Origin of the sequence: Photobacterium sp. Hal280 (assembly GCF_037162255.1) — a bacterium.
GTDB lineage: Bacteria > Pseudomonadota > Gammaproteobacteria > Enterobacterales > Vibrionaceae > Photobacterium.
Map to the genome: position 1 here is coordinate 649,817 of NZ_JARLUO010000001.1, position 12,408 is coordinate 662,224.

Genomic DNA, 12,408 nt, shown 5'->3' on the forward strand with positions numbered 1-12,408 from the left:
TCCTTGTTTATCTCAATCAAAGAATAACGTTAAGCGTTATCTTCCACCTGAATCACACCGCGGCGGATCTGATCCAGTTCAATCGATTCAAACAGCGCCTGGAAGTTACCTTCACCAAAGCCTTCATTGCCTTTACGCTGAATAATTTCGAAGAACACAGGGCCAATCACGGTATCAGTAAAGATTTGCAGCAGAATGCCGGTTTCATCTCCATCGATCAGGATTTTCAGATCTTTCAGTTTCGCCACATCTTCCTGATGACCCGGAATCCGCTTGTTCACCCCTTCATAATAAGTATCTGGGGTGTCCATGAAGGCCAGACCGTTCTTCTTCAGCCGTGACACCGTCTCAAAAATATTGTCCGTGCTTAACGCGATATGCTGAATGCCTTCGCCATTGTATTGATCCAGATACTCGGCAATCTGCGATTTGTCGTCGCTGGATTCATTGATAGGGATACGGATTTTGCCACATGGCGCGGTCATGGCGCGAGACAGCAGACCTGTCACTTTCCCTTTGATGTCAAAGTGGCGAATTTCGCGGAAATTGGCAATGCGCTCATAAAAGCCTGCCCACAGATCCATGTTCCCTTGCTTCACGTTGTGCGTCAGGTGATCCAGAGTATGTAAACCGGCATCCTGATTAGCCAGGCGCTCCTGATAATCCGGGTAATAGTCGAAGTCAATCTCATAGATATCGTGCTCACCATAGCGATCAACCAGATAGATCAGAGATTCACCAATCCCGTACACAGCCGGAATGTTCAGCTCCATCGGGCCGGCCTGAGCAGGACAGGGGGTCGCCCCGTTTTCCACTGCGTGTTCCAGCGCATGAGTCGAGTCTTTCACCCGAAATGCCATCGCGTTCACGCTCGCGCCGTGCACACCGGCAAAACCGGCAGCCTGCGAATGCTGTTCACCGTTAACGATAAAGTTGATATCACCCTGGCGGTATAACCAGACTGATTTATGTTTATGCTTGGCAACTTCAGCGAAGCCCATCAGCCGGAACAGGTTTTTGAGATTGGCAATCCCCTCTGGCGTCGGTGCGGTATACTCAACAAACTCGAAGCCGTCCGTGCCCATAGGATTTTTCATCATTTCACTCATCCGTATATCCTCACATATTGGTTACTTAGCTGACGCCTGTTCAGCGATTCCTTACCTATAGAATTAGCACCACAGAGATAGGTTGAGAAGCCAGTTGTAAAACTAAGGTTAACGCAATGTAAAAATAGTTTGTAAAGCCAGCTTGCCAGCCATTTCAGCGGGATGGGAGATGAATTCATCACAGGCAATGAGAACAGCGTAAGAACCTGAGACACCATGAAATCAAGCCATTTCATAAAATTGAAAAATAGTGTAGAAAGCTTTACATAGGCGTATGCGCTGGAGTACTGCGCTGAAGCAGTGGCGACAGTGAAGCAACCACTCTACGCGGCAAATCACACCCGGCGAAACTATGTTGCCGGCTCTGTCGAGATTCGAAAGATAAGCAGCCCCTGACTATGGTTATGGAGGAGGTCATCGTAATGAGCGTCAATAAAAGGGATAAACTGCGTTTACCGCAGCGGAAAAAAGCGTCAGTGGCCCTGAAGAAAGACAGCGCAATTTACTTACCAACCTATCATTTTCTGAAAAGCGAATTTCAGCATGCCCGTCGCCACGAGGCAGGGCTGATGCGCGACGACGATACAGAATTCCTGCACCAGTACCGTGTCTCACTCCGGCGCTGTCGTGCTCTGCTCAGCCTGCTCAGTGCCATTTTCCTGCCGCAGCAAAAGCAGATGATTCAGAATGCCCTGAAAACCTTAATGCAGAAAACCAATGAGTTGCGGGATCTGGATGTGTATTTAGGCAATATGGAGCCCTATTTCGATGCGCTGGATCATGAATATCATCAGGGTCTGATCCTGTTCTTTAACGACCTGCAGGACAGGCGGATCGTGTTACAAAAGCACATCAAAGAGTGGCTGAAATCTGCAGACTACCAGCAGCAATGCGCCCAGATCGTCGGGTTACTGGATGAGCTGAACGTAAAACCGACAGACGCAGGAAAAAAGCCTTGCCTGCCCTTTGCAAAAAAATGTATCTGGAAGCACTTCAATAAAACACAGAATGTCTGTCAGTCCATCGGTTACGCCAACCCTGACGAACACATTCACGAGCTCAGAATTGCCTGCAAAAAGCTCCGCTATCTGCTGGAATATTTTGCCCCGATTTTTCCGCGCAAAGTCATGAAAGAGCACATCAAGCAGCTGAAAGCGCTGCAGGATTCTCTGGGTTACTTTAATGACAGTGCGGTTCAGATCGATTTTCTGACTCAGTATCTTGAGCAGCAAAAGCCGGGCTCAAAACGCCATAACGCGATCTCGCATTTACTGACATTCAGCCGGAAGCAGCATGCCGATCATAAAATCAGCGTGATTGATCATGTGAATCAATATGCTTTTGCCGCGCCTCAGAAATCCTTTGAGAAGATCTATAAACCCTGAGCAGGCCACTGAACGGGAGATTTTGCGGCATCATGCACATTTCATCAAAGCTTCATTAAACAGCAATACAGGCTGAGAGCCCAATCACGCTTTATTTTCAGCACTTTGCTATTAATGAATGAAACATGAATGAAAGGAAGTGCGTATGAAATCAAGCAGAACAATAAAACTGACTCTCTCCTCCTTATTTGCGCTGTCTTTAACACCCCAGGTTGCAGCAGCCGATGCGCAACAAGCCTTCATGAACGACTGCCTTCGCACTTATCAAAATGAGTCCCTGTGTCTGGGTTACGCGCTGGGTGTCTTTAACACTATTTCAGCCATTCAATGCAGCCAGCCAGAGCAGCATCCGATTCATTCCTTAACAACGCAATCCGGCACAATGCAGACCGAAGGTGCTAAACGCGTTCGTCTGTCAATTGAGGCCATGCAACCGGCACTGAGCAAAATCAGCGACTGCCGGGCCAATGCTCCGACCTCAAGCTGACAATCATGCATGCCGGCCAGCCTGATACTGGCCGACAGTCAGGCTCTTTTACAAGGCGGCTTTGATATCCGCTTCCAGCGCCTCTGGTTTGGTCAGCGGCGCATAACGTTTCATCGGCTGGCCATCCCGGCCAATCAGAAACTTGGTGAAGTTCCATTTGATATTTTTTCCCAGCAGCCCGGGTAAGGCGTCGGTCAGGTAGGCAAACAGCGGATGGCTATCGGCTCCTTTCACATCCACCTTTTCAAACATCGGGAAATTCACACCATAGTTGATTTCACAAAACTCACTGATGGCATCACTGTTGCCCGGCTCCTGCTGACCAAACTGGTTGCACGGAAAACCGAGGATCACCAGGCCCTGTTCACTGTATGTATCATAGAGTGATTGCAGCCCCTGATATTGCGGCGTAAAGCCGCACTTGCTGGCGGTATTCACCACCAGAACAACTTTCCCTTTGTAAGTGCTCAATGGCACGACCTCGCCTTGCAGGCTGGTGACTGAAAAATCATAAAATGCCGCCATAACTCTGTTCCTTACCTGTCATGCATCATGGATTCGTGTGGCCAGTTTATCAGGCACAGCTGTTCAACTGGGAATTGTTCTTTAAAACCGTATACTGGCCCCCATCACATCTTTAGCCTTTACTATCGGGAGCCGCCGTGTCTTCATTGAGCCAGAAACTGACCGCTATGGGTCTCAGACGCTTAGACTTTAACGAGCCTGAAACCACAAGCTTAGACGCCCTGCTCAGCCATCTCGATACCGAGTTTGCCGCACTGCAACAGCAACGTCCGAACAGTCAAGGCGACGATCTTTTGCTGGGACTGATGACAAAAACCCATTTATCCGCCCTTGAGCAATTGCAAAGTACGGATAGCCAGAGCCACGCAATGCGTACGCTGTTCGTACAGCAACTTGGCGAGGAACATGCTGCACGGTTTGACAACCAGCATCATGGCTATTTTATGCTGGTCACACGCCTGTGGATGCTGGTGCTCGGCTATCTGCAGATTGATCTCAGCTATGCCGCCGATCATGCCCAGTCCAGCGCGAGCCTGCTGTTTCCGGACGATTCAACAGGACCCAGTCACAGCCGCGCAGAGCAACTCCGACGCCGTTTCATGCAAGCCTATTACCAAGGTCAAGCATCTGCCCGCCACAATGCGAAAAACACAACGCAGGAGAAGCCCTCTGTCAGTTTGATAAACACACTCAGAGACTGGTTTCAGCGTGTATTTCACCGGTGAGCCTGAAAACAGACAGCAGATCGCTAAAATCCGGGGGCAGTGCTGAGACAAAAAAGTGAAAAATCAGCAAATAAGTTATGCTAAATCATACAACTAACTGGCTAGCTGCATGTTTTATGTCTTAGCGGATAAAAAAGTCATTTGCCTAATGTTTTGACAGGCTTGATGTTTAACAATTGCGATACATTTTTTACAAAAGTGATCATTGCACGTTTTTTAATCACCCCTATAATACCGCCTACGCTTTAACCAAGTATGTTGTTCCTTTAAAACTCCTGCAGCAAAGATGCCCGGAACGGAAAAAGCCGCCAGGGTCTTTGACGCAGTTTGAGTTGATTTATTTCCCCGCCTGTCATGTCTGTGACAGGCGTTTTTTTTATCTGTTTTACAGGATCGGATGGAGCTGAACAGACAGATAATGCGCCAAACGTTCCTGCAACATGGCTTTCTCCTCGGGCGGCAAGAAGCTGGCCTTGATCGCGTTGGCGGTAAAGACAGCCATTTCTTCTTTCGTCACCTCAAAAGCCCCGGCAACAGCCAGAAAATTGTCCGTCATGTAACCCCCAAAATACGCCGGATCATCGGAATTGATCGTCACGCACACCCCTTTTCGCAGCAATTCAATGATGTTGTGATCCGCCATGCGATCAAACACTTTCAGTTTAACGTTCGATAAGGGACAGACAGTTAAAGGCATCTGATTGCGAACCAGCGCCTCCACCAGCGCCGGATCCTGGCTGCACTGCACGCCATGATCAATCCGGGACACCCGAAGCAGCGACATCGCATCACGAATGTGACTGGCAGGCCCTTCTTCGCCCGCGTGGGCGACGGTCAGAAATCCGGCTTCATGCGCTTGTTCAAACACACGACGGAATTTTTCAGGCGGATGACCCTGCTCAGAAGAATCCAGCCCAACGCCGATAATGTATTCCTGATACGACATCGCCTGGGCCAGAGTTTCAAACGCCGCATCCTCGCTGAGATGACGCAGAAAACACATGATGAGCCGGCTTGAAATCGACAGCTGCTGCTCCCCGTCGGCCAGTGCCCGGGTGATGCCAGCCATCACGGTCTGGAATGTCACGCCACGTTCAGTATGGGTTTGCGGATCAAAAAAGATTTCCGTGTGCATGACATGATCTTGCTGACAATGCAGCAAATAGGCCCAGGTGAGATCGTAAAAGTCCTGCTCTGTCTGCAGCACGGTGGCGCCGAGATAATACATATCCAGAAATGACTGTAGATCATCAAACTGATAAGCGGCTCGGGCTTCTTCAACACTGGCATAAGGCAAGGAAATCTGGTTGCGTTGTGCCAGCTTAAACATCAGCTCTGGCTCTAATGTCCCTTCAATATGGACATGCAATTCAACTTTCGGCAGGGTTCGGATAAAGCTTTCCATAGCACTGACCTCTTCACGCTCTACACAGGGAACTTCGATATATTGTTTAAAGTGTAGATTGCAAAATCAGTCAGATGGAGAAGAAGGGAGATTTTCCCTGCCAGTGTGACACAGTGACCAACAGGGAAAGCAGCGGTTTATTTCTGTTTTGGACGGAACACTTTAATCACGCTTTCATCGCTTTCCAGGTACGGCCCTTCCATCAGATCAATACAATACGGGATAGCCGGGAATACCGCATCCAGACATTCGCGGATAGACTTCGGCTTGCCGGGCAGATTCACAATCAGTGTATCGTCGCGCAGCCCTGCGGTTTGACGTGACAAAATCGCGGTTGGCACAAACTTAAGCGACTCGGCGCGCATCAGTTCACCAAAACCAGGCATCATGCGATCGCACACCGCTTCTGTCGCTTCGGGGGTAACATCGCGTTTCGCCGGACCAGTTCCGCCGGTTGTGACGATCAGGCAGCACTCTTCTTCATCCGCCATGCGAATTAAGGTGGACTCAATGACATCACGCTCATCAGGAATCACTTCGTAGACAGGTTCCCACGGCGAGGTCAGGTACGCTTTCAGCGTCTCAATGATCGCCTGTCCGGAAAGGTCTTCATACACACCCGCACTCGCCCTGTCACTGACGGTCACAATCCCAATCTTCGCTGTTGTCATTTTTTCTCCTCAGGCCATTGCCTTGTCATTGCGAACTGGCCACATCACGTGGCAAACAGGGGCCGCTTCGCTGTCTGCAATCACAACCGGTTGCCATCACGGCAGTCTGTCATCACAGCTGTATTTCATCACCTATAGAGAAGCGACCCCTGCGCTAGTGTAAGCAATCTTGCACGTCCGGAAAACCTTTAGGGTAAGTCAAACACCAGGGCTGTGACCGAAACATCACCCTGATTGGATACAATCAGCTCAGGCTGGTGTTTCACCTTCAGTCCGTCCCCCGGCGACAGGATCTCACCATCCACCGTCAGCTGGCCTTTGATCTGATGCAGATAAAACCGGCGTCCGGCCTGTTGTGTCAGCGCCAGAGATTCACCCGCCGGTAATATCAGCTGGCTGAGGCGGGCATCTTGTTTGATTGACAAAGTGCCGTTCTCGCCGTTCGGGGTAATGACTGGCGTCAAGCCTTCACGCTGACCAAAGTTTTTCTGCTGATAACCCGGCTTGCCACCCAGCTGATCCGGCTGAATCCAGATTTGCAGAAACTTCAGGGGGTCTTGCTGCGACGCATTGAACTCGCTGTGATAGATCCCTTTACCGGCTGACATCAGCTGAAATTCACCCGCAGGCAAACGCTTGATGTTACCGGCGCTGTCTTTATGGGCAATTTCGCCTTCCAGTACATAGCTGATAATTTCCATGTCTTTATGGCCATGGGTATCAAACCCGGCACCGGCGCGGACGGTATCATCATTGATCACCCGCAGCGCCGAAAACCCCATCTGTTTCGGATCATAATAATGGCCGAACGAGAAAGTATGACGGCTGTCAAGCCATCCGAACGAGGCTCTGCCACGATCTGCAGCACGTCTGATTTCCAACATAATGTCACCTCATAAATAATGCCGATAAAGGAATCGTCAGGCTGAGCGCGTCCTTAGCGGACGCGTTTTACCAGCAGGGAGTCCGCCGACACTTTGCCAGCCCCGGAGAACACCAGCGATACAGCGATTGCCAGCAGCGACAGGCCAAATTCATAACCGCCGTTAGACATAAACAGGCCGTTCGGTAAGTGAACGCTCACAATAGCCACAATCATAGTGATTGCCAGCACGAAGGCCGCCGGACGTGTCAGTAATCCAATCAGGATAAACAAACCACCGAAGAACTCACCGCTACCGGCCAGAAAAGCCATCAGCATACCAGGCTCCAGTCCGATGGAAGCCATCCACTGACCTGTACCTTCCAGGCCATAACCACCAAAAGCTCCAAACAGTTTTTGCGCACCATGAGCCATGAAAATGATACCGGCAGGTACACGCAGTGCCAGCGGGGCAACGCTGTCTGAAGAAGAGAGCAGGCGTTTGATAAAAGAAGTATTCATTAGGGTTTCCTCAAAAAAATTGAACAAAAAAAGGATTCAAAATTGTGATCGTTAAACAATGACTAAGCCTGTACTGATTGCTTACACACTGGCCTCAGTACTGTCTGCCTCGATTGAGAGCAAGTGTAGTAGCAGTGACCGTCAAACAACATGGGTTGCAATTGAGTAACTCATTCGAATAAATCGAACAATAGAATAATTTACTGTCTGAACAGAAAAATTACAGACAAAAATCAGGGGCTATGACACTATGAACGACCTGATAGTTCAATGGAAAATCAAAGACATGGAGTTGTCTCACGTCCGCCGTTTTTCGGCACCGATCTGGGCCGTGTTAATCGGTACGCTGCTGACCCGCGCCTCGTTTTTTATGGTCTGGCCTTATATGGCCGTGATGCTGCACCGGAAATTTGGGCTGTCTGAAATTGAAATCGGCACCATCATGAGCCTGGCAGCACTCGGCGGCGCTGTGGTCGCCCTGTATGTGGGGTATCTGTCTGATAAGCTTGGCCGGAAAAATTTACTGATCATCAGTTGCCTGGCCCATGTCGCCACATTTGTCATTCTGGCCGAGGCTGATCAGGCCTGGTTGTACGCCGCTGGCGCCCTGATGGCAGGCATCAGCCGGTCGATGCTGGAACCGCCGGCACGAGCGATGATTTCTGACTTATTGCCTGAGATCCCTGTGCGGGAAATGGCGCATCAGGTGCGGTATTACTGCATCAATCTGGGTGCGGCTTTCGGGCCGTTAGTGGGCTTACAGCTTGGCTTTACCGGTGAACAATCCTCTTTTTATCTGGTTGCGCTGGCTTACCTGATCTACAGCGTGTGTTTTATTCTGGCGTTCTGGCAGATTCGCAACACCCCGCAACCGCCCAAAAACGAGCAGAATTTCAGCCAGACCTTGAAAGTACTGGCGCGTGACAAGGCATTCATGGTGCTGATTCTGGCCAACACCCTGGTGATGTACGCCTACCTGCATCAGGAAACCTCGCTGGTGCAGTATCTCAATGGGCTGGGCGATAAAGTGGTTGAGCTTTACACCAGCATGATTTTTGTCAACGCCAGCGTCATTGTGCTGCTGCAATTTCCGCTGCTGAAACTGCTCAGTCGCTGGTCGCTGTACCGCCGTGTGTATCTGGGCGTGACCCTGTTTGCCTGCGCCTTTGTGTTGTACGCCAGTTTCCCGCTCGATGCACCCGACATTTACTGGCTGCTGGCCACCTTTGTGCTGAGCCTGGGCGAGGTGATCCTGTTCCCGACCTTCAATTTACTGATTGACAGAGCAGCGCCGGATCATCTGCGCGGGGCTTACTTCGGGGCGGGAAATCTGGCATCGATCGGCGTGAGTTTATCGCCATTGGCTGGCGGGATTATCCTGTCGCTTTACGGTGGTCCGGCGCTGTTCCTGTCCACCGCCTGTGTACTGGTTCTGGCGGGTTATCTGTACCGCTGCTCTGCCCGTTTACAGCAACAGCAAGTACACGAAATTGAATTGGCTTGATTATTGTCGCAGCCAAAATGCGATAACAACACTTCCCACCAGCCCTGCTTTCCGAATATGGAACCGAGCTCATCCAGTCTCTGCACTTACCTACAAGCATTCACTTTGCAGACGGATGAAAGCACTAGCTTGTGACAACGAACTTTCCTAATTCAGGAAAATACCTGACATCAATATGAGAGTCATCGTTGAAGTTAAGCAGTGTCGCCAGAGAGTAAACCCGGTTTGTACCCTGATCAGTAAAGTAAAGCGTTGTATCAAGAGGCGTTAACATGCTGCTTTGGGAACAACGTGCCAGACACTGTCCATATTCCACTGATAGCATTGACATAATGTTTTCAGTCGATGGCGGTAAGTAAAAAATTTCACTGCTGACAATGTTTGATGCAAGCAGTATATACACACTATCTGGTTCAGTAAAAGAGCAGTATAGGTTCTCGGTACTGTGACAGCATTGACAGGAAGCGCCAATGCATTTTGCCCATCGACCGAGATGGCTTTAAACATGCCAAAGGTTAATTGACCCTGAACATTTTTATTTATCACCCCATAATCAGCATGAGAGACAGGATTCGCATCGGGTGAGAAAGTGTTAAATTCTGATATAAGCATCTGTCCACGAACACATTGTCTCTTACTATAACTATTGATCACACCTCCGTTGATATTCGGGACAGGAGATACATATAATTCAGAATCATCATTCCAGAAATACGATTTATTTTCGGCAGGTAAGCTCACATGCCAAGCGACATTTACTTGAGTATTGATTTCGCTTGTTGGAATCACTTGTACCAAGAGGATATTTAATTGGTAACGAATAAAATCAGAAAGACATTCTTTGGGTATACTGACTGACAATGTTTTATTATTCATTGATATAAGGCAAGGTTGAATAACCTTGCCTTCCCCATATTAAGCTATTACAAACCTTCCTAATGACGAGTCGTAGCGGATAGTGATATCACTGTTATTCGTGAAATCAAGTGGTAATGCTGTGCTCGACACCTGGCTGATCACCACACCGTTGTTAAAGTTGCCTTGCAAAAATACTTCCAGTCTCTCTACAGGTGTAAAGATCGCATTCTGCCTGGAAAGCACAGACACTGCATTGAGCGGACTGGCTTCAAACACATTACCGTTTGCAACGACAGACTGTGCCAGACCGAAAGTGAACCCCTGAGAGTATCGGTTTGATATTCCATAGGAATTACTTTGCCCACCGTTTTCAGGACTGCCAAAGGTGCCATCTTCAAACGGATACATGACTTCAGTGGTCGCAGGGTTAACCGCCGATGTTTTATAAATTTGCGCCCCACTCTGAACCTGAGTACTTGACGCATATACCCCATATTTTTCAGTCCACGAGACTTCATTGTGCTCAAAAGGTGAAAATGTTACCCACGCAACTTTTGAACCTGATGAACCGCCAACAGTTTTCACTAACACAACTTTCTGTTGCGATTGATTAATGGTTCTGACATCGTTACTGTCAATATTGATATTAAGGTTATAACTAGACATGGAATCTTCCTTTTAAACCTAACCAGTTGATATTGTTTTAAATATAAAAATTCACGATATTTAATTAAACCCAATCATTTAATAAAATTAAATTATTAAACACCAACAATCAGGCTTAAAATAAAAATAGCTTATAAACATCCGTGCGTGGGATTTAAAATACATTAATGGAATATATGAAGGATGGATCTCAAAGTGGATGTAATCTGTTTCATTTCTAAAAACAGACGACATCCCTTCGAAATATTAAGCGATTTCTTTTTCAACGATTAAACTGCATATAAAAATATGGAAGTAATTGTCTAATAAAACTATTTCACCCAAACCTGCTTGGCATTCACGAACTCGTGAATGCCTTGCGGCCCCAGTTCCCGCCCGTAACCCGAGCGTTTAATGCCGCCGCTCGGCAGGCGGGGATCTGTTTTCACAATACCGTTCACGGCAATCTGGCCCGCCTGCAATTCGCGGATAAAACGCTGTGCGTGTACCGGATTGCCCGTCCAGACCCCGGCCCCCAGCCCGTAGGCCGTGTCGTTTGCCAGCCGCAGCGCATGTTCTGCATCGTCCGCTTTGACCAGCACCATCACAGGGCCAAACGTTTCTTCACGAAACGCACACATCTCTGGCGTCACGTCCGCCAGCAGAGTCACCGGATAAAAATACCCCAGCCCAGCGGCAGGTTGCCCGCCCATCAGGCACCGTGCGCCTGCATCTATTGTTGCCTGCACCTGACGGTGCAGGTTCTGACGTAAATCATCCCGGGCCAGCGGCCCGACATCTGTGTCTGGCGAAGCGGGATCGCCGACTTTCAGCAGCGTCAGCCGTCTTTCCACCAGTTGGATGAAAATGTCATACACAGGCGCTTCCACAATGATCCGTTTGGCCGCAATGCAGGACTGACCGGCGTTAATCGTACGTGACAGTGTCGCCACATCCGCGGCGGTTTCCAGATCAGCATCGGCCAGCACCACAAAAGGATCCGATCCTCCCAGCTCCAGCACGGCCGGTTTGATCTCACTGGCGGCGGTCGCGGCTACTTTTGCACCCGCGCGGTCCGAGCCGGTAAACGATACCGCCGCGATGTCCGGATGGCGGATCGCCTGCTCGGCAAGTTCATTGTCGATGGGCAGGTTGACCATAATATTGGCGGGTGCGCCCGCCAGTGAAAACATCTCTGCGATCGCGCGGGCGCAGCCTGGTACATGCGGGTCGTGCTTCATCACACAGGTGTTGCCGGCCATCAGCGCCGGTGCCAGAAAACGAAAGGCCAGCCACAGCGGTGCATTCCAGGGCAAAATGCCCAGCACTGTGCCTAAAGGCTGGTAACAGACATAACTGTGGCTGGCATCAGACGGCAGACTTTGGTCCGCCAGATAAGCTTCTGCATGCTGGGCATAATGCTCGGCACACCAGGCCGCTTTTGCCACTTCGGGACCGGCTTCCTTCACCGGCTTCCCCATTTCCAGTGTCATCAGTTCGCCCAAACGGGTTTTATGTTCCCGCAACTGTTCTGCAACGCGACGCAATACCTCAGCGCGCGCGGCAAAGGTTAAGCGCTGCCAGTCGGGCTGCGCGGCCCTCGCCGCTTGAATCTGGCTGTTCAGTGCATCCGCGTTCAGCGTCGGGTACTCCTCAATCAGGGTGCCATTGGCCGGATTGATCGCTTTTAAAGACATATTTCCCCCTTGA

The 12,408-nt window shown here is 49.7% G+C and carries 13 protein-coding genes; 4 read left to right on the plus strand and 9 right to left on the minus strand.

The features are described from left to right. Positions 1–29: 29 nt before the first annotated feature. Entirely contained in the window at positions 30–1,109 is a 1,080-nt protein-coding gene (gene hppD, locus P4S53_RS03275) for a 4-hydroxyphenylpyruvate dioxygenase (protein ID WP_337111361.1), read from the minus strand. A 422-nt stretch (positions 1,110–1,531) separates the two neighbouring features. Here hppD and P4S53_RS03280 point away from each other — a divergent pair, with 422 nt between their 5' ends. Together P4S53_RS03280 and P4S53_RS03285 are read left to right on the plus strand one after the other, a co-directional pair. Continuing rightward, positions 1,532–2,494 carry a CHAD domain-containing protein gene (locus P4S53_RS03280; protein WP_337111362.1) on the plus strand — a complete coding sequence of 321 codons (963 nt, stop codon included), beginning with the start codon at positions 1,532–1,534 and terminating at the stop codon, positions 2,492–2,494. Positions 2,495–2,639: 145 nt separating this feature from the next. Continuing rightward, positions 2,640–2,981, plus strand: coding sequence for a hypothetical protein (locus P4S53_RS03285; protein WP_337111363.1), 342 nt, complete (start codon positions 2,640–2,642; stop codon positions 2,979–2,981). A gap of 48 nt (positions 2,982–3,029) precedes the next feature. On the opposite strand, the gene P4S53_RS03290 is transcribed toward P4S53_RS03285, so the two are convergent. Then, positions 3,030–3,506, minus strand: coding sequence for a glutathione peroxidase (locus tag P4S53_RS03290; RefSeq protein ID WP_337111364.1), 477 nt, complete (start codon positions 3,504–3,506; stop codon positions 3,030–3,032). Positions 3,507–3,643: 137 nt separating this feature from the next. Between P4S53_RS03290 and P4S53_RS03295 the strand changes: the two genes are divergently transcribed. Then, positions 3,644–4,231, plus strand: coding sequence for a hypothetical protein (locus tag P4S53_RS03295; RefSeq protein ID WP_337111365.1), 588 nt, complete (start codon positions 3,644–3,646; stop codon positions 4,229–4,231). A gap of 385 nt (positions 4,232–4,616) precedes the next feature. Here the strand turns inward: P4S53_RS03295 and P4S53_RS03300 are convergent, their stop codons facing one another. The 4 genes from P4S53_RS03300 to P4S53_RS03315 form a co-directional block, all read right to left on the minus strand. Further along, on the minus strand, positions 4,617–5,636 hold the full coding sequence (locus P4S53_RS03300) for an adenosine deaminase (protein ID WP_337111366.1): 1,020 nt from the start codon (positions 5,634–5,636) through the stop codon (positions 4,617–4,619). A 137-nt stretch (positions 5,637–5,773) separates the two neighbouring features. After that, positions 5,774–6,307, minus strand: a complete 534-nt coding sequence (gene mog / locus P4S53_RS03305; protein WP_192014316.1) for a molybdopterin adenylyltransferase — start codon at positions 6,305–6,307, stop codon at positions 5,774–5,776. Positions 6,308–6,495: 188 nt separating this feature from the next. Further along, entirely contained in the window at positions 6,496–7,191 is a 696-nt protein-coding gene (locus P4S53_RS03310) for a pirin family protein (protein WP_337111367.1), read from the minus strand. A gap of 53 nt (positions 7,192–7,244) precedes the next feature. Next, the gene (locus P4S53_RS03315; RefSeq protein WP_337111368.1) at positions 7,245–7,691 is read right to left on the minus strand and encodes a DoxX family protein; all 447 of its coding nucleotides are present in this window, start codon (positions 7,689–7,691) and stop codon (positions 7,245–7,247) included. A 250-nt stretch (positions 7,692–7,941) separates the two neighbouring features. On the opposite strand from P4S53_RS03315, the gene P4S53_RS03320 reads away from it, so the two are divergent. Further along, a complete protein-coding gene (locus tag P4S53_RS03320) occupies positions 7,942–9,195 on the plus strand; it encodes an MDR family MFS transporter (protein WP_337111369.1) in 1,254 nt (417 codons plus the stop codon). A gap of 267 nt (positions 9,196–9,462) precedes the next feature. Here the strand turns inward: P4S53_RS03320 and P4S53_RS03325 are convergent, their stop codons facing one another. From P4S53_RS03325 to P4S53_RS03335, 3 genes are all read right to left on the minus strand, one after another. Continuing rightward, positions 9,463–10,071, minus strand: coding sequence for a hypothetical protein (locus P4S53_RS03325; protein WP_337111370.1), 609 nt, complete (start codon positions 10,069–10,071; stop codon positions 9,463–9,465). Positions 10,072–10,110: 39 nt separating this feature from the next. Further along, on the minus strand, positions 10,111–10,719 hold the full coding sequence (locus P4S53_RS03330; RefSeq protein ID WP_337111371.1) for a hypothetical protein: 609 nt from the start codon (positions 10,717–10,719) through the stop codon (positions 10,111–10,113). A 311-nt stretch (positions 10,720–11,030) separates the two neighbouring features. Continuing rightward, the gene (locus tag P4S53_RS03335) at positions 11,031–12,395 is read right to left on the minus strand and encodes an NAD-dependent succinate-semialdehyde dehydrogenase (protein WP_337111372.1); all 1,365 of its coding nucleotides are present in this window, start codon (positions 12,393–12,395) and stop codon (positions 11,031–11,033) included. Positions 12,396–12,408 lie beyond the last annotated feature (13 nt).

What these genes read in the sequence shown, in the direction of transcription:
- P4S53_RS03330 (WP_337111371.1), bottom strand. Translation starts at nt 10,719, where the DNA reads ATGTCTAGTTATAACCTTAATATCAATATTGACAGTAACGATGTCAGA.
- P4S53_RS03280 (WP_337111362.1), top strand. Translation starts at nt 1,532, where the DNA reads ATGAGCGTCAATAAAAGGGATAAACTGCGTTTACCGCAGCGGAAAAAA.
- P4S53_RS03335 (WP_337111372.1), bottom strand. Translation starts at nt 12,395, where the DNA reads ATGTCTTTAAAAGCGATCAATCCGGCCAATGGCACCCTGATTGAGGAG.
- P4S53_RS03325 (WP_337111370.1), bottom strand. Translation starts at nt 10,071, where the DNA reads ATGAATAATAAAACATTGTCAGTCAGTATACCCAAAGAATGTCTTTCT.
- P4S53_RS03290 (WP_337111364.1), bottom strand. Translation starts at nt 3,506, where the DNA reads ATGGCGGCATTTTATGATTTTTCAGTCACCAGCCTGCAAGGCGAGGTC.
- mog (WP_192014316.1), bottom strand. Translation starts at nt 6,307, where the DNA reads ATGACAACAGCGAAGATTGGGATTGTGACCGTCAGTGACAGGGCGAGT.
- P4S53_RS03300 (WP_337111366.1), bottom strand. Translation starts at nt 5,636, where the DNA reads ATGGAAAGCTTTATCCGAACCCTGCCGAAAGTTGAATTGCATGTCCAT.
- P4S53_RS03320 (WP_337111369.1), top strand. Translation starts at nt 7,942, where the DNA reads ATGAACGACCTGATAGTTCAATGGAAAATCAAAGACATGGAGTTGTCT.
- P4S53_RS03310 (WP_337111367.1), bottom strand. Translation starts at nt 7,191, where the DNA reads ATGTTGGAAATCAGACGTGCTGCAGATCGTGGCAGAGCCTCGTTCGGA.
- P4S53_RS03285 (WP_337111363.1), top strand. Translation starts at nt 2,640, where the DNA reads ATGAAATCAAGCAGAACAATAAAACTGACTCTCTCCTCCTTATTTGCG.
- hppD (WP_337111361.1), bottom strand. Translation starts at nt 1,109, where the DNA reads ATGAGTGAAATGATGAAAAATCCTATGGGCACGGACGGCTTCGAGTTT.
- P4S53_RS03315 (WP_337111368.1), bottom strand. Translation starts at nt 7,691, where the DNA reads ATGAATACTTCTTTTATCAAACGCCTGCTCTCTTCTTCAGACAGCGTT.